The following is a 24,592-nucleotide window of genomic DNA, read 5'->3' as shown; positions in this document are numbered from 1 at the left end:
TATTCTCATTCACTGTGAACCGCAATGTCCCGCCGCAGCAGGAACTTCTGGACCTTGCCGCTCGCGGTGCGCGGGAAGTCGTCGCGCAGGTGCAGCTCCTCGGGCCACTTCTGCCTGGCCAGGCCCACCTCCTCCAGGTGCGCGCGAATGCGCTCCAGGGTCGGCTCCGGGCCGGCGGCCCTGGGCCGGACGACGGCCGCGGCACGCTCGCCGAGCCGGTCGTCGGGGACCGACACGACCGCGACCTCGGCGACCCCGGGCATCCCCAGAAGGACGTCCTCGACCTCCAGCGCGCTGATGTTCTCGCCGCCGCGGATGATGATGTCGGCCTTGCGGTCGGTGATCGTCAGGTAGCCGTCCTCGTCGAGCTCGCCGATGTCGCCCGTGCGGTACCAGCCGTCGGCGTCGAAGGCCCTCTCGGTGAGGGCCGGGTCGGTGTAGCCCAGGCACAGGTCCGGGCCTCGGCTGAGGATCTCGCCGTCGTCGTCCAGCCTGATCTCCACGCCGGCCCTGGCGGCGCCGTCGGTGTAGAGCCGCTTGTCCTCGGGCGCGGCGTGTCCCGAGCCGGTGATCGACGGATGCTCGGTGCTGCCGTACGAGCGGAACACGGTGATCCCGAGCCCGGCCAGCCGCCGGGTGACCGCCGCGGGCACCGACGATCCGCCGAGGCCCGCGTACTTCATGTGCCGCAGGTGGGCGGGCGCGAAGTCGGGGTGATCGATGAGGCTGGTCATGTAGTACGTCGCCCCGCCGCCCACGGTGAGTCCCTCCTCGGCCATCAGCCGCAGGACGCGCGCGGGGTCCCAGACGTCGGCGAGGTTGACCGGCGCGCCGTCCAGCACGGGGATGAGGAAGGCGTTCACCATGCCGATGAAGTGGCCGACCGGGGCCGCGGTGAGCTGCTCGCCCCGGTCGGGCGGGAAGAGCTCGGCGAGCTGCCGCGTCTCGAAGCCGAGGGTCTGGTGGCTGTGCACCACACCCTTGGGGTCACGGGTGGTCCCCGAGGTGAACGCGATGAGGGCGGGCCCGGCCGGGTCGGCCGCCAGCACGCCGGCCATGGGCTCGGCGGCGAGGAGCGCGTCGAAGTCGCGCCCCACCACGCCGACGACGGGCACCCCGGCGCTGAGGGCGGGGTCGTACTCCATCCGCCCGAACCGCTCGGCCGTGACGAAGACCCGCGGCTTGACCGCGTCCAGGATGTAGCCGACCTCCTTGCGCCCGTAGAAGTGCACGATCGGCACCACCACCGCGCCGAGGAACGCCGACGCCCAGAACACCGCGGCGGCCTCCATCCAGTTGGGCAGCTGGAACGCGACCACGTCGCCGGGGCCGACGCCGCGTTCCCGCAGCCCGCCGGCCAGCCTGCGCGCGGTCTCCTCGACGTCGCGGAACGTCCCCGCCCAGGGCCGCACGTCCGAATGCACGCGGAACGCGGCCCCCGGAGCCGCCTCCAGCCCGCGCGCGAGCAGATCCCCCATCGTCTCCCGTGTCCACCAGCCCTCCGCCTCGTACCGAGCGCCGAGTTCGGCGGGGATCGTACGCATGCCCGGACCTCCTTCTCTGGAGCGAGAATTGCACTCTCTCATAGTGAGAAGGTAGATTCCATACGGGTTCGCGGTGGTCCGGACTGGCGCGTTCGGCCCACCGTGAACCGTCCACCGGACGGCCGAGCGCGGAGAAGCGTGCATGGTAGATCTCGAACTGGACCAGGGCCTGGCGGTCATCACCATCGACCGCCCGCACGCGCGCAACGCCATCGCGCCCGCCACCATGGAACTGCTCGACGACGCCCTCGACCGGGCGGCGGGCGCCGCCGCCCTGGTCATCCGGGGCGCGGGCGACCGGGCCTTCGTGTCGGGCGGCGACCTCAAGGAACTCGCCGCGCTGCGCACCGAGGACGAGGCGGCGGCGATGGCCTGGCGCATGCGGCGGATCTGCGACCGGCTCGCCGGCTTCCCCGGGCCGGTGATCGCCGCGCTGAACGGCCACGCGCTCGGCGGCGGCGCGGAGGTGGCGGTCGCCGCCGACATCCGGATCGCCGCCGACGACATCCGGATCGGCTTCACCCAGGCCAAACTGGCGATCATGCCGGCGTGGGGCGGCGCCGAACGGCTCGCCGCCCTGGTCGGGCGGGGCCGGGCCCTGCTGCTGGCGGGCACCGGCACCGTGCTCGGCGCGGCCGAGGCCGAACGGGCCGGCCTGGTCGACCGGGTGCTGCCCCGCGAGGCGTTCGAGGAGGGCTGGCGGTCGATCGCCCGGTCGCTGGCCACCCGCCCGGCGCGGGAGATCAAACGAGTGATGGCGGACGGAGTGTCCGCGGACGAGGCCGTCACGGCGTTCGCCCGGCTCTGGGTGGCCGACGAGCACTGGGCGGCGGCGGACCGGCAGCTGAACAAGGCGGCGAATCATGCAGGGTGACATCCGCGTCCAGGCGAGCCCGGCCGGGCTCGTCGTCCTTCCCCCCGCCCCCGCCGGCGCGGCGGTCCTCTATCTGAGCGACGGCCGCGGCTCGCCGCTGGACCTGGCGGGGCTCATCGCGGAACGTACGGGCGCGATCGTCGTGTGCGCCCGCTACCGGCCCGAGTTCCCCGCCGCGCTCGACGACGCCCTCGACGCGTACCGGCAGTGCGAGCCGTCCGGCCGCCCGGTCGCGGTGGTCGGCGACAGGATGGGCGCCGGGCTCGCGGCCGCGCTGCTGGTGTCGCTGCGCGACTCGGGGGCGGTGCGGCCCGGCTGCGCGGTGCTGGTCTCGCCGCTGCTCGACCTGACCATGCGGGCGCCGAGCCTCCAGCTCAACGCCAGCGCCGATCCCACCTTCGACCTCTCCGAGCTCCAGCGGCGGGTCGCGCGGTACGCGGCGGACGCGATGCTGACCGACCCGCTGCTGAGCCCGCTCTACGCCAACCTGCACGGGCTTCCTCCCGTCCGGCTGCTGGCCGCGGGCACCGATCCGCTGCTGGACGACTCGCTGGCCTTCGCGGCCCGCGCCGCCCGCTCGGGGGTCACGGTCGACCTGCGGGTACGGCCCGACGCCGCGAGCCTGCGCGCCGAGGCCGACACCGACATCGCCGGCTTCGTCCGGGCGTTCGCCGGGGCGGCGCCCGCGGCGGGCAAGGCCGTGCACCCCGCGTGACAGCGGGGTGCGCCCCCGGGTGACGGGCCGCCGGGTGCGGCCCGCCCCCGGCGGGTCAGGTGATGGCGCCGGCCTCCTTGAGGGCGATGATGCGCTCCCAGTCGAGCCCGAGCTCCAGCAGGACCTCCTCGGTCTGGGCCGCGAACTCCGGCGCCGGGCCGAGGGCGGGGGCCGTGACGTCGAACTGCACCGGGGTGGCGACCAGCTCGAGCTCACCCGCCCGGACGAGGTACTCGTTCGCGCGGATCTGCGCGTCGTCGCCCACCTGGAGGGAGTCCTGCACCGGCGCCCACGGGCCCTCCAGCGTCGCGAACCGTTCCGTCCAGTCCGCGAGGGTGCGGGCGGCGAACGCCTCCCGCAGGATCGTCACCGCCTCCGCGGTGTTGGCGGCGAGCTTCTCGGCGGTGGCGAAGCGCGGGTCACCGGCCAGCTCCGGCCGGTCGATGTGCCGGCACACGTCCGCCCAGAACCTGCCGGGCTGCAGCATGACGAACGCCAGGTAGCGGTCGTCGGCGGTGCGGTAGAGCCCGGTGAGGGGATTGGACGGCGAGCCGTGCGCGCCGGGCGGGCTCGCCACGAACGGCTTGCCCAGGTGCAGCGAGACCGCGATCGCGTGGCCCATCGCCCACAGGCCGCTGCCGAGCAGCGACACGTCCACGACCGACGGCTCGCCGGTGCGCTCGCGCTTGAAGAGCGCGGCCACGATGCCGCCGGCGAGGTTGGTCCCGGAGATGGTGTCGCCGTAGGCGGGGCCGGGCGGCGGGACCATGCCCTCCACGCCGGGCGGGGTCAGGCTGGCGGCGGTGGCGCCCCGCGCCCAGAACGCCGTCATGTCGTAGCCGCCCTTGTCGGCCTCCCGCCCGCGCGGCCCGAGGGCGCTCCCCCGGGCGTACACGATCTTCGGGTTCACCGCGCGGACGTCGTCCACGTCGATGCCCAGACGCTGCCGCGACGGGGGCAGGAAGCTGGTCAGGAACACGTCCGACCTGCGGATCAGCTCGTGCAGGACCTCGGTGCCCTCCGGCCGCGAGATGTCCAGCCCGAGGCTGCGCTTGCCGCGGTTGGCGTGCTCGATGTTGGGGTTGGGGTCGCCCTCCACGCGCATCGCGCCGGTCTGCCGCAACCCGCGCTGCGGGTCGCCGGTGACGGCGTGCTCCACCTTGACGACGTCGGCGCCCCAGTCGGAGAGCACCGCGCCCGCCGAGGGCACGAAGCCGTACATCGCGACCTCCAGCACGCGGACGCCGTCGAGCGGCCCGCTCACGAGACCACCGCGCCGAAGGTCTTGCGCTCCTGGAACTCCTCCAGGCCGGCGACGCCCATCTCGCGGCCGATGCCCGACTGCTTGTAGCCGCCGAACGGGGCGTCGGCGCTGAAGTAGTTGCCGCCGTTGATGCTGAACGTGCCGCTGCGGATCCGCCGCGCCACCGCGACCGCGCGGTCGGTGTCGGCGCTGTGCACCGCGCCGGAGAGGCCGAAGATCGAGTTGTTGGCGATGCGCACCGCGTCGTCGTCGCCGTCGTGCGGGATGACCGCGAGCACCGGCCCGAAGACCTCCTCCTGCGCGATCTCGCTGTCGGGGTCGACGCCGCTCAGCAGCGTCGGGGCGTAGAAGAAGCCCGGGTCGACGCGCTCGCCGCCGGTGACCAGCGTCGCGCCCGCGGCGACGGCGCGTTCGACCATGCCGTGCACCTTCTCGCGCTGCCGCTCGCTGATCAGCGGCCCCATGTAGGTCTTGGGGTCGGACGGGTCGCCGTAGGTCACGCCGGCCAGCGCGGCGGCGACCTGCTCGACGATCGTGTCGTGGTGCTCGCGCGGCACCAGCAGCCGCGAGGTGAGCGCGCAGCCCTGGCCCGCGTGCGAGCAGATCATGAACGCCGCGAACATCGAGGAGAGCCCGAAGTCGGCGTCGTCGAGCACGATCATCGCGGACTTGCCGCCGAGCTCCAGGAAGACGCGCTTCACCGTGCCGCTCGCCGCCGCCATGATGCGGCGGCCGGTGGCGGTGGAGCCGGTGAAGGTCACCAGGTCGACGTCGGGGTGGGTGGTGAGCGCCTCGCCCACCTCCACGCCGGACGAGGTCAGCACGTTCACCACGCCGGGCGGGATGTCGGTGTGCGAGGCGATCAGCTCGCCGAGGGCGAGGGTGGTGAGCGGGGTCTCGGGGGCGCCCTTGAGCACGATCGTGCACCCGGCGGCGAGCGCGGGGGCGAGCTTGGCGAGCGCGAGCTGGTTCGGGTAGTTGTACGGCAGGATCGCGGCGACGACCCCCGCCGCCTCCTTCTCCACCCAGCGGCGATGGCGCTGGCCGCGGATCTCGATCTCGCCCAGCTCCTCGGTCAGCGGGTGCTCGCGGGCCAGCCCGGCGTAGTAGGGCACCAGCTTGATGGGCTCCTCGAGCTGGTTGGCGTGGGTCAGCATCCGGGTCGCGCCGACCTCGGCGATCGTCAGCTCGCGCAGCTCCTCCTTGTGGTCGAGCAGCGCCTGGTGGAGCTGGTCGAGGCAGCGCGCGCGCTCCTTGGCGTCGGCCGCCCAGCCGGTGGTGTCGAACGCGCGCCGCGCGGCGGCGACCGCGGCCTCGGCGTCGGCGACCGTGGCGTCCGGGGCCTGCCCGAGGACCTCGCCGGTCGCGGGGTTGAGGGTGTCGAATGTTCGCTCGGCCTCGACGAGCCGTCCGTCGATGAGCAGCCGCCGTGTCAGGCCGCTCCCTCCGGTCGAGTGCCCGGCGCCGCCGCTCGCGACCGCCCGGCCGTCCTGGACCCGCATCCCGCCTCCTCGTCGATGGGGACTTCCCTGCGCACAAAAAATGAGAGTAGCATTCTCACATTCGGAAGGGAGATTCTTGACATGAAGAACGCCGTCGTCACCGGGGGCGGTTCGGGCATCGGCCTGGCCATCGCCGAGCGGTTGAGCGCGGACGGGTACCACGTCGCCACGCTCGACCTGAGCCCCGCCGGCACGGCGTTCGCCCAGGAGGCGGACGTGACCGACCGCGCCGCGGTCGACGCCGCGCTCGCCGCCGTCAGGGAACGGCTGGGCCCCGTCACGATCCTGGTGAACGCGGCCGGGCTCGACGGGTTCAAGCGGTTCCCCGACCTGACGTTCGAGACCTGGCAGCGGGTGATCGACGTCAACCTCAACGGCGTCTTCCACTGCGTCCAGGCCGTGCTCCCCGACATGGTCGACGCGGGCTGGGGCCGGATCGTCAACATCTCCTCCTCCAGCGCGCAGTCCGGCCAGCAGTTCATGGCGCACTACGTGGCGGCCAAGTCGGCGGTGAACGGCCTGACCAAGGCGCTGGCCCTGGAGCTCGGCCCGGCGGGCATCACCGTCAACGCGGTCCCGCCGGGCTTCATCGACACCCCGATGTTGCGCCGCGCCGAGACGCGCAGCCTGCTGGGCGGCACGGTCGAGGACCACATCGAGCGCACGCCCGTCCGCCGCGTCGGGCGTCCCGAGGACATCGCGGCGGCCTGCGCGTTCCTGGTCTCCGACGAGGCCGGGTACATCACCGGCCAGATCCTCGGCGTCAACGGCGGGCGCAACACGTGAACGCCGGAGCGGAGACGCGGCTCGGCTTCGTCGGCGCCGGGCGGATGGGCCTCCCGATGGTGCGCCGGCTGCTGGCCGCCGGCCACCGGGTGCGCGTCGCCGCCCGTTCGGCGGCGGCCCGCGAGGCCCTCGCCCGCGAGGGCGCGCACCCCGTCGACGGCGTGCGGGAGGCCGGGCCGGCGGCCGCCGCGGTGCTGGTCTGCGTCTTCAGCGACGACCAGGTCCGCGAGGTCTGCCTGGGCGGCGAGCTGGTCGAGCGCATGCCGCCGGGTTCGGTCCTGGTCGTCCACACGACCTGCGGCCCGCGCACGATCGAGGACGTCGCCGCCCGCGCCGCCCCGCGCGGCGTCGAGGTGGTCGACGCGCCCGTCAGCGGCGGGCCGCACGACATCGAGGCCGGACGGGTGACGCTCTTCGCCGGCGGCGCCGACGACGCCGTGGCGCGCGTCCGGCCGGTGCTCCGCGCCTACGCCGACCCGGTGCTGCACGTCGGCCCGGCGGGCTCCGGCCAGCGCGTGAAGCTCGTCAACAACGCGGTGTTCGCCGCGCAGATCGGGCTGCTGTCCGACGCGGCGCGCCTCGGGACGCGGCTCGGCCTCGACGAGGCGGTGCTGATGGAGGCGCTCACCCACGGGAGCGCGGCGAGCCGCGCGCTGTCCGGGGTGGCGGCGCGCGGCTCGGTCGCCCGGTTCGCCCAGGCCACCGGCGGCTTCCTCGGCAAGGACGTGGAGGTCGTCAGGACGCTCGCCGCCGAGCTCGGCGGCGACCTCGCCGCGTTGGACGCCGCGTTCGGCTCCCTGTCCGGGGCAGCCGCCGTGACGACCCGATGTACCCGATGAACGGTCAACCACAGGAAGGACGGCAGCGGTGGGACGAGTAGAGGGCAAGGTCGCGTTCATCACGGGCGCGGCGCGCGGGCAGGGCCGCAGTCACGCGGTGCGCCTGGCCGAAGAGGGCGCCGACATCATCGCGGTCGATCTGTGCCGCGACTTCGAGACGGTCGGCTACGCGCTGGCCAGGCCGGACGACCTGAAGGAGACCGCGCGCCTGGTCGAGGAGCTGGGCCGCCGGATCGTGACCGTGCAGGCCGACGTGCGCGAGGCCGGCGAGCTGGCCGCCGCGCTGGAGACGGGCATCGCCGAGCTGGGCAAGGTCGACGTCGTGGTGGCGCAGGCGGGCATCGCGCCGCTCAAAGGAGAGCCGCCCCTCCAGGCCTGGACCGACGTCATCAACGTCAACCTCATCGGGACCATCAACGCCATCCAGGCGGCCCTGCCGCATCTCGCCGAGGGCGCCTCGATCATCGCCGTCGGCTCGACGGCGGCGCTCATGACGCACGGCATCGTGCAGACGCCGGGCGCCGACCCGGGCGGGGCCGGATACGCGTTCGCCAAGCGCGCGCTGTCGGAGTACGTCCACGAGCTCGCCCGCAACCTCGCCCCGCGCGGCATCCGCGCGAACGTCGTCCACCCGACGAACTGCAACACCGACATGCTGCAGAGCGAGCCGATGTACCGCTCGTTCCGCCCCGACCTGGAGCACCCGACCCGGGCGGACGCCGAGCCCGCGTTCGTGGTGCAGCAGGCGATGCCGATCCCCTACGTGGAGCCGGTCGACATCAGCAACGCCGTGCTCTACCTCGCCTCCGAGGAGGCCCGCTACGTGACGGGCCTGCAGATGCGCGTCGACGGCGGCGGCTACCTCAAGTGGTACGACTTCCGGCGCTGAACCGCCCCCCTCGAACCGCCCACTCGAACAGGAGGAGTCTCGTGAAGGTTCAGGTCGATTCGGAACGCTGCCAGGGTCACACCCTCTGCGCCATGATCGCGCCGAAGGCGTTCCAGCTCGACGACGTCGACGGCCATTCCTCGCCCGTCAGCGAGGAGGTCGCGGCCGACCAGGAGGAGCAGGTCAGCGAGGCCGCTCACACGTGCCCCGAACGAGCGATCACCACTTTCTGAGGACCGACTCTCCAAGGACGTCATATGAGCGTGGACGACTTCACCGACGAAGAGCGCAAGAAGAACCGCTATCACTTCGACCGGCACACCTCCGACTACCGCTTCAACTTCGAGAACATCACGCAGGAGATGCAGTCCAAGTGCCCGATCGCGTGGTCGGAGACCTACGAGGGGCACTGGGTCGCGGCGGGCCACCGTGAGGTGTTCGAACTGGCGAGGTCCGCCGAGTACCTCTCCAACGACCACGACGTGAACGGCGAGCGGCGCGGCTACAAGGGCATCACCATCCCCTCGCCGGCGCGCGGGCGCGGCCGCCGGGGCGGCTTCCTGGAGATGGACCCGCCCGAGCAGCGGTACTACCGCCAGACGCTCAACCCCTACCTCTCCCCCGCCGCCATCACCCGCTGGGTCCCGGTCATCGACGAGGTGGTGCGCGCCAGCCTCGACGAGAAGATCGAGTCGGGCCGGATCGACTTCGTGGACGACCTGGCCAACGTCGTGCCCGCCGTCATGACGCTGGCGATGATGGGCATCCCGCTCAAGCACTGGACGATCTACAACGAGCCCGCGCACGCCGGCGTCTACACCCGGCACGACTCGCCGGACATGCAGCGGGTCATCGAGATGCACCTGAACATGCTGGGCGACCTGGCCGCCCAGATCGCCGAGATCCGGGCCAACCCCCGCCCGGGCCTGGTGGACGCGCTGGTGCGGGCCGACATCAACGGCACCACCCCGCCCGACGACGAGCTGATCGGAGTGCTCTCCCTGCTCATCGGCGGCGGCTTCGACACCACGACGTCGCTGACCGCGCACGCGCTGGAGTGGCTGTCGGAGAACCCGGAGGAGCGGGCCCGGCTCAGCCGTGAGCGGGACACCCTGCTGGACTCGGCGACCGAGGAGTTCCTGCGCTTCTACACCCCCGCCCCCGGCGACGGCCGCACGATCTCCGCCGACTGCGAGATCGCCGGCACGCGGTTCAAGGAGGGCGACCGGTTGTGGTTGTCGTGGGCGATGGCCAACCGGGACCCGTCGGTGTTCCCCGACCCCAACAAGGTCGATCTGGAACGCAAGGGCAACCGGCACCAGAGCTTCGGTCTCGGCATCCACCGCTGCATCGGGTCCAACGTCGCCCGCACGGTCTTCAAGCGCATGCTGACGCAGGTGCTCGACCGCATGCCCGACTTCCACTGTGACCCCGAGGGCGCGGTGCCCTACGACACCATCGGCGTCATCAACGGCATGAAGCACCTCCCCGCGACCTTCACCCCCGGCCCCCGGCTCGGGCCCGGCCTGGACGAGACGCTGGAGACCCTCCAGCAGGTCTGCGACGAGCAGCGGCTCGCCGAGCCGGTGACCGTCCGCCAGTCCAAGGCGGAGATCGACGGCTGATGACCGGACCCTCCGGACGGCCCCTGCCCCAGCTCACGGGGACGAACGAGTTCTTCTGGACGTCGGGGGCGGACGGGCGGCTGCGGTTGCAGGAGTGCGGCTCCTGCTCCGCGCTCGTCCATCCGCCCCAGCCCGTGTGCCGCCACTGCCGCGGCACGACGATGGGCGTGCGGGCCGTCTCCGGCTTCGCGACGCTGGCCGGGTTCACGGTCAACCACCGGTTCGCCGTGCCCGGCCTCGACCCGCCGTACGTGGTCGGCCAGGTCGCGATCGAGGAGGACCCGCGCGTCCGGCTCACCACCAACGTCGTCGGCTGCGACCCCGCCGAGCTCGAGCTCGGCATGCGGATGGAGGTCGTCTTCGAGGAGGTCGAGGACGTCTGGCTGCCGCTCTTCCGTCCCGCGGCCGGGCGGGACGGGCCCGCGCCCCTCCCCCGGGACGAGATCGAGCCGGCCGGGATCGGGCGGATGGTCCGCCCGATGCCGACGCCGCGCAAGTTCGAGGACGAGGTCGCGATCACGGGCATCGGCAGCTCGGAGATCGGCCGCCGCCTGATGGTCCCGCCGCTGGCGCTGACCGTGAAGGCGTGCGAGGAGGCCGTCGCCGACGCGGGCCTCACCCTCGACGACATCGACGGGCTGGCGACCTACCCGGGCGGCGGGTCGTACGGCGGCTTCGCCGAGGGAGGCGTCACCGCGCTCGAATCCGCCCTCGGCATCCGGCCGACCTGGCACAACGGCGGCCCCGAGACGTTCGGCCCGGGCGGCTCGCTGATCGCGGCGATGCTGGCGGTCGCGGGCGGCCTGGCCCGGCACGTGCTGTGCTTCCGCACCCTCTGGGAGGCCACCCACAACGAGCTGATGCGCCGCGGCACGATCGCGGGGTCCGGGCCGCGCCGGGTGGACGGGAGCTCGGCCTGGACGGCGCCCTTCGGGGCCACGTCGGCGGCGCACACGCTGGCGCAGGTCGCGCAGCGGCACTTCCACCGGTACGGGACGACGCGCGAGACGCTCGGCTGGATCGCGCTCAACCAGCGGGCGAACGCGGCGCTCAACCCGGCGGCGGTCTACCGCTCCCCGATGACGATGGACGACTACCTCCAGGCCAGGACGATCACCACGCCGCTCGGCCTCTACGACTGCGACGTGCCCTGCGACGGGGCGGTGGCGGTGATCGTGTCGGCCAAGGACGCCGCGCGGGACCTGCCCCAGCGGCCCGTCCTGGTCGAGGCGGTCGGCACCCAGATCATCGAGCGCGTCGACTGGGACCAGAGCACCCTGACGCACGAGCCGCAGGTCCTCGGCCAGGCCGCGCACCTGTGGACGCGCACGTCGCTGCGGCCCGACGACGTCGACGTGGCGCTGCTCTACGACGGGTTCACCATCAACTGCCTGTCGTGGATCGAGGCGCTGGGCTTCTGCGGCATCGGCGAGGCCAAGGACTTCCTCGACCACGGCAAGAACATCGCGCGTGACGGGCTCCTGCCGCTCAACACCCATGGCGGCCAGCTCTCGCACGGCCGGACCCACGGCATGGGGCTCCTGCACGAGGCCGTCGTCCAGCTGCGCGGCGAGGGCGGACCGCGGCAGGTGGCCGATCCCCGCGTCGCCGTGGTCAGTTCCGGCGGGCTCACCCCCAGCGGTGTGATCCTGCTCAGGACGGACACGTGACGACCGCCGCCGCGACGGTCGCGCCGGTGGAGTCCCGGGCGGTCGACGTCGACGGCATTCCGATGTCGGCGCTCTTCCAGGAGGCGCACGACCCGCGGGGCGTCATCGTGGCGCTGCACGGCGGCGCCGCCTCCCCCGTCTACTTCGACGCCCCCGGCCACCCGCGGCTGTCGCTGCTGCGCACCGCCGCCGCGCTCGGCTACACAGCCATCGCCCTCGACCGGCCGGGGTACGGCCGGTCGGCGGGGCACGCGGCGGGGATGGCGCCCGTCGCCCGGCGGGTCGAGCTGGCGTACGCGGCGGTGGACCGCCTGCTCGACGGCCGTTCCCGGGGCGCCGGGCTGTTCGTGGTCGGGCACTCGATGGGGTGCGCGCTCGCGGTCCACATGGCCGCCGCCGAACGCGGCCGCGAGCTGCTCGGCCTCGAGATCGCCGGGACCGGGCGGCAGATGCAGCCGCGAGCCGCCGAGATCATCGGGTCGCGGCACAACGGCGGGGACTCGGCCCTGTCCGCCGGGCCCAGCCTGCGCGACATCCTGTGGCGTCCTGCCCGTCTCTACCCGGCGGACCTGGACCCCGGCCTGCTGGCCTCCCCCGCCCCCTCCTACGAGAAGGCGTCGTCCGTCCGCTGGGGCCGCGAACTCCCGGACGTCGCGGCCCGGGTGCGCGTCCCGGTGCGTTACAGCCTCGGCGACCACGAACGGTGCTGGAACGCGGGACCGCCGGCGCTGGCCGAGGTCGCCGCGCTCTTCACGGCCTCGCCCCGGGTCCGCGTCCACGAACAGGCGGACGCCGGGCACAACCTCAGCGTCGGGCTGTCCGCCCTGGCCTACCATCTGACGGTCGTCTCGTTCGCCGAGGAATGTGCGCTGGAAAGGAACCGATGATGGACGCCGAGGTCGCCGTACTGCTGCTCGTCCGGGTGGTCGTGGGACTCACCATGGTCGCGCACGGGCTCAACCACTGGCTCGGCGGCGGCCGCATCGAGGGCACCGCGGGCTGGTTCACCGGGCTCGGCCTGCGGCACGGCAGGCTGCAGGCGTGGGCGAGCGTGGTCACCGAGGTCGGCGCGGGCGCGCTGCTGGTGATCGGCCTCCTCACGCCGCTGGCCTGCGCGGCGGTCATCTCGGTGATGCTGGTCGCGGGCGTCCTCGCGCACCGCCCGAACGGCTTCTTCGTGTTCAAGGACGGCTTCGAGTACGTCCTAGTCCTCGGCGTCGTCTCGCTGGCCCTGGCGGTGCTGGGCCCCGGCCGCTGGTCGGCCGACGAGGCGCTGGGCATCGAGGTGACCGGCTGGGCGGGCGGCGCGATCGCGCTCGGCGTGGCCGTCGCCGCGACGGCGGGCCTGCTCGCCGCCTTCTGGCGCCCCGAGAAGGAGCCGGCGAAAGTCTGAGGCCGTACCCCGCGACCCTGCCGGGGGCAGATTCGCCAGGGTCAGGTCTGGACGGGCTTGAGGGCGGGCCACGCGATCATCGGCCGGACGGGGAGGGTGGTGCGCTCGGCGGCGCAGCCGTACCAGACCCCGGCGCCGTAGGCGATGTCGTCGGCGATGACGCCGAGCGTGAACCGCACGGGATCCAGTGGCGGGCGCCGGGCCGCCCAGGCCGTCAGCGGTGGGCCGAGCAGCAGCGACGCCACCGCGACGCGGCGCCCGAGCCTGCCCCCGAGCCCGCGCCCGTGCCGTCCCGGAACCGCCAGCAGCGCGAGCAGCACCGGCGCAGCGAACTGCGTGCCGTACCGGCCCGTTCCCAGCCATGTCTGGTGGACGGCGGTCGCCATCGCCCGGGGCACGCCGCGCGCCGGCACCCGGTGCCCGCGCAGCGACCGGATCATCGTCAGGTTCCCCGCGCCGAACGCGGCGGCGGCCGGCACCGGGCGGCGGGCCAGCAGGCCCGCCACGGTCAGCGCGGGCCACAGGTGCAAGGCCAGGGGCTGCGCCGCCCCCGGATGCCGCAACGAAAGCGCCGCCGCCGAACTGCCGTAGCGGAACCGCCGCACGAACAACCCCCGCCAGGTCGCGGGCTCGTGATGCCCGATCCTGACCGCCGGGTCGTAGCGGACGCGCCATCCGCCCTCGTGCAGCCTCCAGATGAGGTCGACGTCCTCACCGAGCCGCATCTCCGGATCGAACACCGCACCCTGCCGCGCCACCTCCTTCAGCGCGGCGCGGCGCACCAGCAGGGCGGCGGTCGGGACGTAGGACACCCGTCTCCCGGGGGCGACCAGCGCCGGCCGGTCGCCGAGGTCGAGCCCGCCGTTGGCCGCGGCGTACCGTCCCGCGGAGCCACCGCCCGCCAGCGCGGTGACGCGCGGTGCCACGGCCGCCACCAGCGGGTCGGCGAAATGCCGGGCGAGCCGTTCGATCCAGCCCGGCGGTGGCAGGCAGTCGCTGTCCACGAAGGCCACGAACTCGCTGGTGGTGTGCTCGAGCCCGGTGTTGCGCGCCGCCGCGGGACCTCCGTTCACCGGGCGCCGTACGAGGGACGCGCCGTGCCGCCGGGCCACGCCCGCGATGGCGGACGCGTCGGCCGACCCGTCGTCGACGACCAGCACCGGGTGCCGGTCGCCGAGCGTTTCCAGCAACCGGCCGAGCAGCACCGGCCGGTCCAGCACCGGGATGATCACGGTGAGCTCCGGCGCTCCGGTCTCGGGCGGCACGGGGTGCGCCAGGCCCGCGTCGGTCAGCCGCCGGGCCAGTGTCCCGGTGACCGGGGAGTCGACCGGACCGTCCGCCAGCCGCGCCCAGGCCTCGCGCCCCGCGGGCGTCAGCCGCATGATCCGCGCGGGTGAGCCGCCGAAGAGCAGCCCCTCGTCCAGCCGCACGGTGTCCCGGTCGGCCTCGATCCCGAATCCGGCGGGCAGGGGTGTGTCTTTGCCGGTCACAACGCCAGGCCTCCGTCCACCGGCACCACGGCGCCGGTCATCCCCCCGCTCCGCGGGCTCGCCAGGAACGCCACCACGGCGGCGACCTCGGCGGGGGCGAGGAGGCGCCGCACCGGCTGCTGGGCGGCGAACGCCCCGGCCGCCGGCAGGCCGTACAGGCGGGCGCTCTCCGCCAGTATCGGGGTGTCGGTCGATCCCGGGCTGACCGCGTTGGCCGTCACGCCGGTCTCCCCCAGCTCGACGCCGAGCGCGCGGATGGCACCGGTCACCCCGGCCTTGGCCGCGCAGTAGGCGGCGAGCTGCGGAAGCCCCCGGGTGGCGGCCGCCGAGGCCACCGCGACGAACCGGCCCGACCGCGGTTCGGGCCGTCTCAGCAACGCCGGGATCGCGGCCCGCGCGAGGTTGATGACGCCGCCGAGATCGACATCGAGCACCGCCTTCTCCTGCTCGGGCGGCACCTCCCACAGCGGGACGCCACCGGCGATGACGCCGGCCGCGGCGATGGCCGCGTCGAGACCGCCCCACCGTTCCTCGGCCTCCGCGACGGCGCTCCGCAGGGCGTCCAGGTCGCGCACGTCCGCGTGGCGGGCCCTGATCCGGTCGGACGCGCCGGCCACCGCCGCGAGCTCGTCCTCGCTGCCCATCGGGTAGGGCAGATCGGGGTCGTCGGCGGCACGATCGACGGCCAGCACGCGCCAGCCCTGCTCGGCCAGCGCCGCCACGGTCGCCGCGCCGATGCCCCGGGCCGCTCCGGTCACCAGGGCCACCCTGCTCATCGCGGCACCACCGGGCTCACCGGGACGTCACCAGCGAGACGAGGTCGTCCACAGCGCGGCTCAGGAGCCGCTCGCCCTCCTCGGCGCTCGCTCCGGCCGGATCACCCAGAACGCCGTTGGCCGTGACCGCTCTGAGCCCGCCCGCGCGCAGCCGCGGCATCAGGCTCTCGATCGGGCTCGTGTCGCCGGCCTCGGCACGGTCCAGCCGCACCTTCTCCGGCGCGAGCGCCAGCATCAGCGAGGTCTCGGTCCGGCCCGCGTGCGCGTCGCCGTCCCAGCGCGGCGAGAAGGCCAGCACGTCGTGCTTCTCGGCCCGCAGATGGCGGACCGCCCGGTCCAGCGGCCGGGCGTTGCCGCCGTGCGCCGAGACCAGCACCGTCCGGGAGAAGGTCGCCGCGGCCGACCGGACCAGCTCGATGACCAGCAGCTGGACCGCCTCCTGGCCGATCGACAACGTTCCGGGGAATCCCTGGTGCTCGCCGCTGGCCCCGAACGCCACCGGCGCCGCGACCACGGCCGACCGCACCCTGGCGGCCAGCCGCACGGCCAGCGCCACGGCGATGTCGGTGTCGGTCGACAGCGGCAGGTGCGGCCCGTGCTGCTCGGTCGCCCCGAGCGGCACGACGAGCACCGTCCGCGCGTCCGCGCCGTCCGCGCCGTTCTCGAGGTCGCGCCAGGTGAGCGCGGCGAGGTCGGGCGCCACGGCCCCGCTCACGGCCCCGCTCACTCCCGGCCGCCGGTCCCCAGGTCCCGGGCGAAGCCGGTCGGGACCAGCACGTCCTCCGGGGTCAGCTCGTGGATCGAGGAACGCGCCAGGGCCAGCAACGTCGAGTCGATGCCGTTGCGCAGGACGTCGAGCACGTTCTCCACGCCGGCCTGCCCGTTCGCCGCCAGGCCCCACAGGTAGGCACGGCCGATCAGCACCGCCCGCGCGCCCAGCGCGAGCGCCTTCACCACGTCGCCGCCGCGCCGGACCCCGCCGTCGAGCAGCACCTCGACCTGGTCGCCCACGGCCCCGGCGACGGCCGGGAGCGCGCGGATCGGCGCGGGCGTGCCGTCGAGGTTGTTGCCGCCGTGGTTGGACACCGAGATCGCGGTCACGCCCGCGTCCACCGCGCGCCTGGCGTCGTCGACCCGGGTGACGCCCTTCAGCAGGAACGGCCCGCCCCACTGCTCGCGCATCCAGGCGACGTCCTCCCACGAGGGCGGCGGAGTCTGCATCCACTGCCCGTACGCGCCGAAGAAGGTGGGCGGGTCTCCCCCGCCGGGCTCGGCCAGGTTGGGCGTCGTCAGGTCGGGCAGCCGCCGCGTCCGCGCCCAGGCCAGCGTCCACCGCGGCCGGGCCAGGCCCTGCGGCGCGAGCCGGACCAGGGCCTTGAGGTCGAGCCGGTCGGGGATCCACGGGCTCCCCCGGTCGCGGCTGTGGGAGAACGACCAGTCGAGGGTGACGATCAACCCCCTGGCCCCGGCCGCGCGGGCCCGGTCCATCTGCCGCACCATGAAGTCCCGGTCGCCCATCCAGTACATCTGGAAGAACGTCCGCGGGTTGGCCGCGACGACCTCCTCGATCGGCTTGCTCGCGAAGGAGCTGAGCCCGATCGCCGTGCCGCGCGCCGCCGCCGCCCGCGCGACCGCCACCTCTCCCTCCGGGTGCACCGCCTGCACACCGGTCGGGGAGATGACCACCGGAAGGGCGATCGGCTCCCCCATGACCGTCGTGTCCAGCTCGCGCTTGGCCGAGGCCCCGGCGACGTGCGGCGCGAAGCCCAGCTCGCCGAACGCCTCGGTGTTGCCCCGGTACGACACCCCCTGCTCGGAGCCTGCGAGCAGAGCGCTGTAGACCGACCTGGGCAGCCGCTTCTTCGCCCGCCGCTGGGCTTCGGCCACCGTCTCGAACCAGGCGTCAGACATGCGAGGTCTCCTTCACCGATCCCGCCAGCGGGCTCTCGTCACAGGCGCGTGCCGGGCGGATCGCCGGCATGCCGAGCGCGACGGGCCGCCGCGGTCCGCCGCGATGCGAGTGGTCGCCGGAGGGGCGCGGCGCCGACGCCGGGTCGACCGACGACAACGCCCGGGCACCGTGCCCCTTGACGCATTCGGGGTCCGGCCCGTCCAGCGGAAGGCCGGTGAAGAACTTGGCGGCCATGCAGCCGCCCCGGCAGGCGTCATAGGCCGAGCACTGCGTACAGGCCCCGCCGTTCTGCGGATGCCGGAGGTCGAGGAAGATCGGGGAGTCCCGCCAGACGGCCGCGAACCCGCCGCGGTCGCGCACGTTCCCCGCCAGGAACGAGTCGTGGATCGCGAACGGGCAGGCGTACACGTCGCCGACCGGGTCGACCAGGCACACCACCCGGCCCGCTCCGCACAGGTTGAGCCCCGGCAGCGGCTCGCCGTACGCCGACAGGTGGAAGAACGAGTCGCCGGTGAGGACGTCCTCACCGCGCTCGACCAGCCACGCGTACAGCTCGCGCTGCTGCCCGTCCGTCGGGTGCAGCTCGTGCCACACGTCGGCGCCGCGTCCCGACGGCCGGAGCCGCGTCAGGCGCAGCTGCGCGCCGAACCGGTCGGCCAGCGCCTTGAACGCGTCCAGCTGCGGCACGTTGTGCCGCGTCATCACCACCGAGATCTTGAAGCCGCGGAACCCGGCCTCCGCCAGGCGTTCCATGGCCCGGATCGCGGTGTCGTACGACCCCGCCCCGCGCACGGCGTCGTTGACCTCGGCGGTCGCACCGTCGAGCGAGATCTGCACGTCCACGTAGTCCGACGCGGCCAGCCGCCCGGCGATCTCCGGCGTGATCTTCACGCCGTTGGTGGAGAACTTCACCCCCACCCGGTGCGCCGTGGCGTAGTCCACCAGCTCCCAGAAGTCGGGGCGGACCGTCGGCTCCCCGCCGCCGATGTTGACGTAGAAGACCTGCATGCGTTCGAACTCGTCGATGAGCGCCTTGCACTCCGCGGTCGTCAGCTCGCGCGGGTCGCGCCGTCCCGAGCTCGACAGGCAGTGCACGCACGACAGGTTGCAGGCGTAGGTCAGCTCCCAGGTGAGGCAGATCGGCGCCTCCAGCCCGAGCTCGAACTCGTCGACCAGGCGGCTCACGGTGCCTCCGTTCTCGGCATGATCATCCGGGACGCCGCCAGCGCCGCGAGCGCGGCCCGGAAGCGCGCCAGCTCCGCGCCCTCGACGCCGGCGACCTGGCACGCCGCCCGCGCGCTGGGCTGCTCCGCCAGCTCGCGCACCACGGCCAGCAGCGTGCGGTCCTTCAGGAACGACAGCCGCCGCGTGCCGAAGTGGTAGAGCAGCGCCCCGAACCGTTCGGGCCGGACGGCCACCTGGGGGTGCAGGCCCCACGCCGCGTCGAGGTCGAACGCCATCTCAGTAGACGCCGCACATGCCGTCGATCGAGACCTCTTCGACCAGCAGTTCGGCGTCGACGGCCTCCTCCACCACGATCGGCTCGTCGGGTTCGGGGGCCGGCACGTCAGGTGTCGCGACCATGGAAATCCCCTCTCGGAAGCTCTACTTGCCTCAAATGAGAATGCTATTCTCCCACATCGTACGAGGCAATGAGCGGAGGCGACAACATGACCAGAACGCCCGAGCGCGTCGGTTTCATCGGCCTGGGCAGCCAGGGCGCGCCCATGGCCCGCCGCATCGTCGACGCGGGCTTCCCCACCACCCTCTGGGCCCGCCGGCCCGCCTCCCTCGAACCCTTCGCCGGCACGCCCGCGAAGCCCGCGCCCACACCCGCCGACCTCGCCGCGGAGAGCGACCTGGTCTGCGTCTGCGTGGTCGACGACGACGACGTGACCGAGGTCCTCACGGGCGACGGCGGCGTCCTGGCCGGGCTCCCGGCGGGCGGCGTGATCGCCGTCCACAGCACCGTCCACCCCGACACCTGCCGCCGCCTCGCCGAGCGGGCCGCAGCCCAGGACGTCACCCTGGTCGACGCCCCGGTCAGCGGCGGCGGCCCCGCGGCGGCCGAGGGGCGGCTCCTGGTCATGGCGGGCGGCGACGAGGGCACCGTCGACCGCTGCCGCCCGGTCTTCGCCGCCTACGCCGACCCGATCCTCCACCTCGGTCCCGTCGGCGCCGGGCAGGTCGCCAAGCTGCTCAACAACGTCCTGTTCACCGCCAACCTCGCGACCGCCGTCGACGCCCTCGCCCTGGGCAGGGCACTGGACGTCGACCCCGGCACCCTGGCCCAGGTGCTCACCCGCGGCAGCGGCGCCAGTTTCGCGCTGGAACGCATCGGTGCCGCCGGCGGCACGATCGACCTCATCGCCGCCCACGCGGGCCGGCTCCTGCGGAAGGACGTCCGCCTCACCAAGGCCCTCACCGGCGCCGCCGGCGCCCCTGAGGGCGCCGCGATCGCCGCCGCCGAGGCCGCCCTGACCCTGATGAACCAGGACTAGCGAAGCCGTTCACAGCGGACGGCTCCCGGATGCGTCCGGGAGCCGTCCGTCGCTCGTGGGTCAGTCCGCGCTGATGGCGCGTTCGGGGCAGCTGCGGACGGCCTTCAGGACGGCGTCCTCCAACTCGGGCGGGACCTGGGGGACGATCGCCTCGGCGTAGCCGTCGTCGGTCAGGTCGAAGACCTCGGGGCAGATCGTGAGGCAGACGCCGTGGCCCCGGCAGCGGTCCTCGTCGACGGCCGCTCTCACGAGGCGGCCCCGTCGGCGAGGTCGAACTCCAGGTGGAGTTCGGTCAGGCCGCGCAGGATGTAGGTCGGCAGGTAGCTGAAGCTGCGGTCGCCGGCCGGGCCGTGGGCGCGCTCGGAGAGGCGGATGTCGGTGGTGCGGTCGAGCAGCCGCTCGATGCAGGTGCGGGCCTCGGCGCGGGCCAGCGGCGCGCCCGGGCAGGTGTGGATCCCGCGGCCGAACGCCAGGTGGTGGCGGGCGTTGCGGCGGGCGACGTCGAACGTGCCGGGGTCGTCGAAATGGCGGGGGTCGCGGTTGGCCGCGCCGTTGAGGACCATCATCGTCGTGCCCGCGGGGACCTTGACGCCGCCGACCGTGGTCGGGGTGCGCGACAGCCGGAAGTCGCCCTTGATCGGGCTCTCCAGGCGCAGGGTCTCCTCGATGAAGTTGGGGACCAGGTCCCGGTCCTCGCGCAGGAGCCGCTGGACCTCGGGGTCCTCCGCCATGATCCGCAGGCCGTTGCTGAGGAGCCGGACGGTGGTCTCCTGGCCGGCGGAGAACACGTTGGAGGCGACCCGCGCCACGTCCATGACGTCGGGGATCGAGCCGTCGGGGAAGGTCGCGAGGGCCAGGCCGGTCAGGACGTCGTCGCGGGGCTCGCGGCGGCGGTCCTCGATGTAGGCGGTGAAGCGCGCGTACAGGTATTCCAGCGGGCTGTGGGCCATCGTGTCCTTGGTGGCACCGACGCCGGCGCTCTGCGGCCGCCGCTGGAGCCTGCGCATGAACTCCTCGCGGTCCTCGTCGGGGACGCCGAGCAGGTCTGCGATGATGAGGAGCGTGAACGGGCCGGCGAAGCCGCTGATGAGCTCGCCCTCGCCGGGGGCGAGGAAATCGTCGAGCAGGAGGTCGGCGATCCGGCCCATCTCCGCCTCGTTCTCGCGCAGCCGTTTCGGCGTGATGAGGCGCATCATGAGCGCGCGGTGGTCGGTGTGCGTGGGCGGGTCGAGCGTGGGCAGCTGGTCGCTCATGGGGAGCTTGTCGCGGTGCTCCTCGATCAGCCCGGACACGTCGTCGCCTTCGAGCGGGACGGGGAACCCGGGAAACGGGCCGGTCACCGAGTTGCACGACGAGAACGTCCCGGAGTCGTGGAACACCTCGACCGCCTCGTCGTACCCGGTCACCATCATCACGCCGTGATGCCCCTCGCGCTGCACGGGGCATCGCGCGCGCAGGGCGTCGAAGTACGGATACGGATCGGCCACCAGCTCGTCGCCCCGGAAGAAGTCCACCGACTCGAAGTCGTCCACCGTCGCCCGCTCCTCTCGACGAGAATGCCATTCTCGTGGATGAGTAGGAGATTTCCACATGCTGGACGCGCTCGTCAACACCGGGCGGCTTTCCGGAGCCTCGCCGCGTCAGACGGCCTTGAGGGCCTCGATGACGCTGACGAGGTGGCGGCGCGCGGCGCGTTCGGCGGCCTCGGGGGCGTGATCGCAGATCGCGTCGATGATGGCCAGGTGCTCGGCGAGGGACACGTTCGGGCGGCCGGGCACCAGCGCGAGCCGGAACTGGTGGCGGACGTTCTGCGCGCGCAGCCGCTGGAGCACCTCGCCGGCGGTGTCCTGGCCGCTGATCTCGACGATCCGCCGGTGCAGCACCTTGTTGAGCTCGGAGTACTCCAGGACGTGACCGTCGCCGACCGCGGCGCGCATGGCGGCGCCCAGCGCGCGCAGCTCGGCGATCTCCTCGTCGGAGACACGTTCGGCGGCCTTGGCCGCGCACAGCCCCTCGACGACCATGCGGACCTCGGAGATCTCGATCGCCTCGTCCAGGGTGACCGCGCGGACGCGGGCGCCGCGGTTCTGGACACGTTCGACCAGGCCCTCGTTGGTCAGCTCGAACAGGGCGGCGCGGACGCCGCTGCGGCTGGCGCCGAAGAGCTCGGACAGGTCCGCCTCGACCAGGCGCTGGTTGGGCGCGAAGTCGCCGCGGGCGATCGCCTCGCGGATCGCGGCCGCGACGTCCGGCCGCTCCGAGTCCTCACGTGTCTCCGTGGTCTGATCGTGCGCTGGCATGCTTCCTCGCTGTGCTCACCCGTACGGCTGGGCGTCCGCCCGCCCCAACTCTGCCAGCAATCCCGGCCCGTTTCGTTCACCGTTCCACCGCGCGGCCGCCTTCCTTGGCGCGCTGGACGAGCGTGTAGATCCGGGCGCGCAGCTCGCCGAAGCGCGGCTCGGACCGGGTGCCGAGCTGGTCGCGCTCGCCCGGCAGGTCGATGGCGACCTCCTCCAGGACGACCGTCGGCGTGTTCGACAGGACGATGACGCGCTCGCCCAGGTAGACCGACTCGTCGATGTCGTGCGTGACGAACAGGACCGTGACGCCGAGGCGTTTCCACAGGGAGCGGACCAGGTCCTCCAGGTCGGCGCGGGTCTGGGCGTCGACGGCGGCGAACGGCTCGTCCATCAGCAGGATGTGCGGCTCGTAGGCGACCGCGCGAGCGATCGCCACGCGCTGCTGCATGCCTCCCGACAGCTGCCAGGGGTGGGCGCCGTGGACCTCGGAGAGTCCCACGGCCTCCAGGGCCTCGCTCACGAGCCGCCGCCGCTCGGGCTTGGGGACCTTCTTCTCCTTCAGCGGCCGTTCGACGTTCTGCCAGACGGTCATCCACGGGAACAGGCTGCGGCCGTACTCCTGGAAGACGACGGCCATGCCGCGGGGCGGCTCGGTCACCCGCTCCCCTTCGAGGACCACCTCGCCGGAGGTGGAGCCCAGAAGACCGGCGACGCACTTGAGCAGGGTCGTCTTGCCCGCGCCGGACGGCCCGACGATGCAGACGAACTCGCCCTTCCCGACGCTGAAGGTCAGGTCGCGGACGGCCTCGACGCTACGGCCGCCACCGCCCGCGTAGACCTTCTTCAGCCCGCGGACGTCCAGCAGCGCGGTGGACGCGCCCGCGGAGGGGATCTGTTCGGTGGTCATGTCAACCCTCTCGCCGTGAACGTCGCAGGCCGGTGTACCAGCTGAGCATCCGGGCCTCGACGACCTGGAAGGCGGCCGACAGGACGATGCCGATCAGCCCGAGCAGGAGGATCCCGCTCCACATCTGGGGGATGGAGAAGCCGCGCTGGAACTGGATGATGGTGAAGCCCAGGCCGTTGCTCGCGGCGAACATCTCGCTGATCACCATCAGGATGATCCCGATGGACAGCGCCTGCCGCGCACCGGCGGCGATCTGCGGGCTCGCGCCCCGCAGCACCAGGTGGACGAGCCGCGACCGGGGCCCCATCCGGTAGGCGCGGGCGGTGTCGCGGAGCACCTCGTCCAGCGCGCGCACGCCCTCCACCGTGTTGAGCAGGATCGGCCAGACGCAGCCGGAGGCGATCACCAGCACCTTCATCCCGGTGCCGATGCCGGCGAACAACATCAGGATGGGCACCAGGACCGGCGGCGGGATGGCCCGGAAGAACTCCAGGACCGGCTCCAGCAGCGCGCGGAGCACCCGCACGGAGCCGATCGCGACGCCGAGGCCCACGCCGAGCACCAGCGCCAGCAGGTAGCCGGCGCCGAGCCTGCCCAGGCTGGGCAGCACGTCGGAGGTGAACCGGCCCTCGAACCAGGTCTCGCCGAACGTGCCCAGGATCGAGCTCAGCGGCGGCCAGAAGAAGTCGGTGCTCCCGGCGGTCGCCGCCCACCACGCGGCGACCAGCAGCGCGGGCGGCGTCACCAGCAGCAGGGTCCGCCGCACGAGGTTCAGGACGTTCACGCGATCGCCTCCCCGCGGATCGAGGGATGCCACCGCAACACCCGGCGTTCGGTGGCGCGGGCGATGACGTTGACCGTGACGCCGATCAGGCCGACCACGATGACCAGCGCGTACATGGCCGCGACCGCGCCGGAGGTCTGCGCGACGGCGATCTGCCGGCCGAGCCCCGGCGAGCCGATGACGAGCTCGCCGGTGATCTCCAGGATCAGCGCGACGGACGCGCCGAGCCGGAACCCGGTCATCACGTACGGCAATGCCGTCGGCCAGACCACCGTGCGCACCTGCGCCAGCGGGCCGAAGCGGTACGAGCGCGCGGTCTCGCGGGCGACCGGGTCCACGTCCCGCACGCCGTACAGGACCTGCACGAGCACCTGCCAGAACGAGGCGTAGACGACCAGCAGGAGCGTCGCGCGCAGCTGGGTGCCGTACAGCAGCACGGCCAGCGGGATCAGCGCCACCGAGGGGATCGGGCGCAGGAACTCGATCGTCGAGGTCGTCACGGCGCGCAGCGGCGGCACGGCGCCGATCACGATGCCCAGCAGCACGCCCGCGGCCATCGCGATGGCCAGGCCGAGCGCCCAGCCCCGCAGCGTCTCCAGCAGGGCCCGCCAGAACTCCGGCGTCCCCGCCTGGTCGGCGAGCGCCGAGAGCATCCTGCTGAACGGCGGCAGGAAACGTTCCTGGACCAGCCCCGCCCGGGGCGCCAGCTCCACGACCGCCATCAGCGCGGCGAGGCCGGTGAGGCCGAGCGCCCAGCCGGGCACCGGCCGCCGCCCGGCGCCGCCGCCGGGACCGGGGCCGGCGGCGCCCCGGCCGGAGCC

Annotated in this window: 27 protein-coding genes; 11 read left to right on the top strand and 16 right to left on the bottom strand. The window is 73.5% G+C overall.

From position 1 onward, the window contains the following. Window positions 1-5 precede the first annotated feature (5 nt). Window positions 6-1,544, bottom strand: a complete 1,539-nt coding sequence (locus ABZ810_RS23800) for an AMP-binding protein (protein WP_358406507.1) — start codon at window positions 1,542-1,544, stop codon at window positions 6-8. Window positions 1,545-1,686: 142 nt separating this feature from the next. Here ABZ810_RS23800 and ABZ810_RS23795 point away from each other — a divergent pair, with 142 nt between their 5' ends. Beyond that, on the top strand, window positions 1,687-2,418 hold the full coding sequence (locus tag ABZ810_RS23795) for an enoyl-CoA hydratase/isomerase family protein (RefSeq protein ID WP_358406506.1): 732 nt from the start codon (window positions 1,687-1,689) through the stop codon (window positions 2,416-2,418). Further along, window positions 2,408-3,133: an alpha/beta hydrolase fold domain-containing protein gene (locus ABZ810_RS23790; RefSeq protein ID WP_358406505.1), complete on the top strand. Its 726-nt coding sequence runs from the start codon at window positions 2,408-2,410 to the stop codon at window positions 3,131-3,133. The genes ABZ810_RS23795 and ABZ810_RS23790 overlap by 11 nt, the downstream gene beginning before the upstream one ends. 55 nt (window positions 3,134-3,188) lie before the next feature. On the opposite strand, the gene ABZ810_RS23785 is transcribed toward ABZ810_RS23790, so the two are convergent. After that, on the bottom strand, window positions 3,189-4,397 hold the full coding sequence (locus tag ABZ810_RS23785; protein WP_358406503.1) for a CoA transferase: 1,209 nt from the start codon (window positions 4,395-4,397) through the stop codon (window positions 3,189-3,191). After that, window positions 4,394-5,899: an aldehyde dehydrogenase family protein gene (locus ABZ810_RS23780; RefSeq protein ID WP_358406501.1), complete on the bottom strand. Its 1,506-nt coding sequence runs from the start codon at window positions 5,897-5,899 to the stop codon at window positions 4,394-4,396. The genes ABZ810_RS23785 and ABZ810_RS23780 overlap by 4 nt, the downstream gene beginning before the upstream one ends. An 81-nt stretch (window positions 5,900-5,980) precedes the next feature. Between ABZ810_RS23780 and ABZ810_RS23775 the strand changes: the two genes are divergently transcribed. The 8 genes from ABZ810_RS23775 to ABZ810_RS23740 are packed head-to-tail and all read left to right on the top strand — an operon-like array spanning window position 5,981 to window position 13,101. Beyond that, complete coding sequence (locus ABZ810_RS23775) at window positions 5,981-6,685, top strand: SDR family NAD(P)-dependent oxidoreductase (protein ID WP_358406499.1); 705 nt, start codon at window positions 5,981-5,983, stop codon at window positions 6,683-6,685. Next, complete coding sequence (locus ABZ810_RS23770; RefSeq protein ID WP_358406497.1) at window positions 6,682-7,524, top strand: NAD(P)-binding domain-containing protein; 843 nt, start codon at window positions 6,682-6,684, stop codon at window positions 7,522-7,524. The genes ABZ810_RS23775 and ABZ810_RS23770 overlap by 4 nt, the downstream gene beginning before the upstream one ends. A 28-nt stretch (window positions 7,525-7,552) precedes the next feature. Continuing rightward, window positions 7,553-8,413 carry a mycofactocin-coupled SDR family oxidoreductase gene (locus ABZ810_RS23765; RefSeq protein ID WP_358406496.1) on the top strand — a complete coding sequence of 287 codons (861 nt, stop codon included), beginning with the start codon at window positions 7,553-7,555 and terminating at the stop codon, window positions 8,411-8,413. Beyond that, window positions 8,392-8,646 (top strand): ferredoxin, encoded by a 255-nt coding sequence (locus tag ABZ810_RS23760; RefSeq protein ID WP_358406495.1) that lies wholly within the window; start codon window positions 8,392-8,394, stop codon window positions 8,644-8,646. The genes ABZ810_RS23765 and ABZ810_RS23760 overlap by 22 nt, the downstream gene beginning before the upstream one ends. A 24-nt stretch (window positions 8,647-8,670) precedes the next feature. Then, window positions 8,671-10,038, top strand: a complete 1,368-nt coding sequence (locus ABZ810_RS23755; protein ID WP_358406494.1) for a cytochrome P450 — start codon at window positions 8,671-8,673, stop codon at window positions 10,036-10,038. Further along, entirely contained in the window at window positions 10,038-11,708 is a 1,671-nt protein-coding gene (locus tag ABZ810_RS23750) for an OB-fold domain-containing protein (RefSeq protein WP_358406492.1), read from the top strand. The genes ABZ810_RS23755 and ABZ810_RS23750 overlap by 1 nt, the downstream gene beginning before the upstream one ends. Beyond that, a complete protein-coding gene (locus ABZ810_RS23745) occupies window positions 11,705-12,595 on the top strand; it encodes an alpha/beta fold hydrolase (protein ID WP_358406490.1) in 891 nt (296 codons plus the stop codon). The genes ABZ810_RS23750 and ABZ810_RS23745 overlap by 4 nt, the downstream gene beginning before the upstream one ends. After that, on the top strand, window positions 12,595-13,101 hold the full coding sequence (locus ABZ810_RS23740) for a DoxX family protein (RefSeq protein ID WP_358406488.1): 507 nt from the start codon (window positions 12,595-12,597) through the stop codon (window positions 13,099-13,101). Before ABZ810_RS23745 ends, ABZ810_RS23740 begins: the two co-directional genes overlap by 1 nt. Window positions 13,102-13,142: 41 nt before the next feature. On the opposite strand, the gene mftF is transcribed toward ABZ810_RS23740, so the two are convergent. From mftF to mftA, 7 genes are read right to left on the bottom strand one after another with little or no spacing between them, the layout of a single operon-like run. Beyond that, window positions 13,143-14,591 (bottom strand): mycofactocin biosynthesis glycosyltransferase MftF, encoded by a 1,449-nt coding sequence (gene mftF, locus ABZ810_RS23735; protein WP_358406487.1) that lies wholly within the window; start codon window positions 14,589-14,591, stop codon window positions 13,143-13,145. Then, entirely contained in the window at window positions 14,588-15,367 is a 780-nt protein-coding gene (locus tag ABZ810_RS23730) for a mycofactocin-coupled SDR family oxidoreductase (protein WP_358406485.1), read from the bottom strand. The genes mftF and ABZ810_RS23730 overlap by 4 nt, the downstream gene beginning before the upstream one ends. Window positions 15,368-15,383: 16 nt before the next feature. Beyond that, on the bottom strand, window positions 15,384-16,082 hold the full coding sequence (mftE, locus tag ABZ810_RS23725; RefSeq protein ID WP_358406482.1) for a mycofactocin biosynthesis peptidyl-dipeptidase MftE: 699 nt from the start codon (window positions 16,080-16,082) through the stop codon (window positions 15,384-15,386). A gap of 8 nt (window positions 16,083-16,090) precedes the next feature. After that, window positions 16,091-17,278, bottom strand: coding sequence for a pre-mycofactocin synthase MftD (mftD, locus tag ABZ810_RS23720; protein WP_358406479.1), 1,188 nt, complete (start codon window positions 17,276-17,278; stop codon window positions 16,091-16,093). Next, the gene (gene mftC / locus ABZ810_RS23715) at window positions 17,271-18,464 is read right to left on the bottom strand and encodes a mycofactocin radical SAM maturase (protein ID WP_358406478.1); all 1,194 of its coding nucleotides are present in this window, start codon (window positions 18,462-18,464) and stop codon (window positions 17,271-17,273) included. The genes mftD and mftC overlap by 8 nt, the downstream gene beginning before the upstream one ends. Further along, window positions 18,461-18,739 carry a mycofactocin biosynthesis chaperone MftB gene (gene mftB / locus ABZ810_RS23710; RefSeq protein ID WP_358406476.1) on the bottom strand — a complete coding sequence of 93 codons (279 nt, stop codon included), beginning with the start codon at window positions 18,737-18,739 and terminating at the stop codon, window positions 18,461-18,463. Before mftB ends, mftC begins: the two co-directional genes overlap by 4 nt. A gap of 1 nt (window position 18,740) precedes the next feature. Further along, window positions 18,741-18,863 (bottom strand): mycofactocin precursor MftA, encoded by a 123-nt coding sequence (gene mftA, locus ABZ810_RS23705; RefSeq protein ID WP_358406475.1) that lies wholly within the window; start codon window positions 18,861-18,863, stop codon window positions 18,741-18,743. A gap of 86 nt (window positions 18,864-18,949) precedes the next feature. On the opposite strand from mftA, the gene ABZ810_RS23700 reads away from it, so the two are divergent. Beyond that, window positions 18,950-19,780 (top strand): NAD(P)-dependent oxidoreductase, encoded by an 831-nt coding sequence (locus ABZ810_RS23700; RefSeq protein WP_358406473.1) that lies wholly within the window; start codon window positions 18,950-18,952, stop codon window positions 19,778-19,780. 60 nt (window positions 19,781-19,840) lie between these two features. On the opposite strand, the gene ABZ810_RS23695 is transcribed toward ABZ810_RS23700, so the two are convergent. From ABZ810_RS23695 to ABZ810_RS23670, 6 genes are all read right to left on the bottom strand, one after another. Further along, on the bottom strand, window positions 19,841-20,029 hold the full coding sequence (locus tag ABZ810_RS23695) for a ferredoxin (RefSeq protein ID WP_358406471.1): 189 nt from the start codon (window positions 20,027-20,029) through the stop codon (window positions 19,841-19,843). Then, on the bottom strand, window positions 20,026-21,312 hold the full coding sequence (locus ABZ810_RS23690) for a cytochrome P450 (protein ID WP_358406469.1): 1,287 nt from the start codon (window positions 21,310-21,312) through the stop codon (window positions 20,026-20,028). Before ABZ810_RS23690 ends, ABZ810_RS23695 begins: the two co-directional genes overlap by 4 nt. A 108-nt stretch (window positions 21,313-21,420) precedes the next feature. After that, window positions 21,421-22,080, bottom strand: coding sequence for a GntR family transcriptional regulator (locus tag ABZ810_RS23685; protein ID WP_358406467.1), 660 nt, complete (start codon window positions 22,078-22,080; stop codon window positions 21,421-21,423). Window positions 22,081-22,156: 76 nt separating this feature from the next. Next, a complete protein-coding gene (locus tag ABZ810_RS23680) occupies window positions 22,157-22,987 on the bottom strand; it encodes an ABC transporter ATP-binding protein (RefSeq protein WP_358406465.1) in 831 nt (276 codons plus the stop codon). A gap of 1 nt (window position 22,988) precedes the next feature. Continuing rightward, the gene (locus tag ABZ810_RS23675; protein WP_358406464.1) at window positions 22,989-23,771 is read right to left on the bottom strand and encodes an ABC transporter permease subunit; all 783 of its coding nucleotides are present in this window, start codon (window positions 23,769-23,771) and stop codon (window positions 22,989-22,991) included. Next, window positions 23,768-24,535 (bottom strand): ABC transporter permease, encoded by a 768-nt coding sequence (locus ABZ810_RS23670; RefSeq protein WP_358407055.1) that lies wholly within the window; start codon window positions 24,533-24,535, stop codon window positions 23,768-23,770. Before ABZ810_RS23670 ends, ABZ810_RS23675 begins: the two co-directional genes overlap by 4 nt. Between the last annotated feature and the right edge of the window lie 57 nt (window positions 24,536-24,592).

This window comes from Spirillospora sp. NPDC047279 (assembly GCF_040643285.1).
Taxonomy (GTDB): Bacteria; Actinomycetota; Actinomycetes; order Streptosporangiales; family Streptosporangiaceae; genus Spirillospora.
The sequence above is the reverse complement of the archived record's forward strand: the minus strand, read 5'-3'. Positions and strand labels throughout refer to the sequence as shown.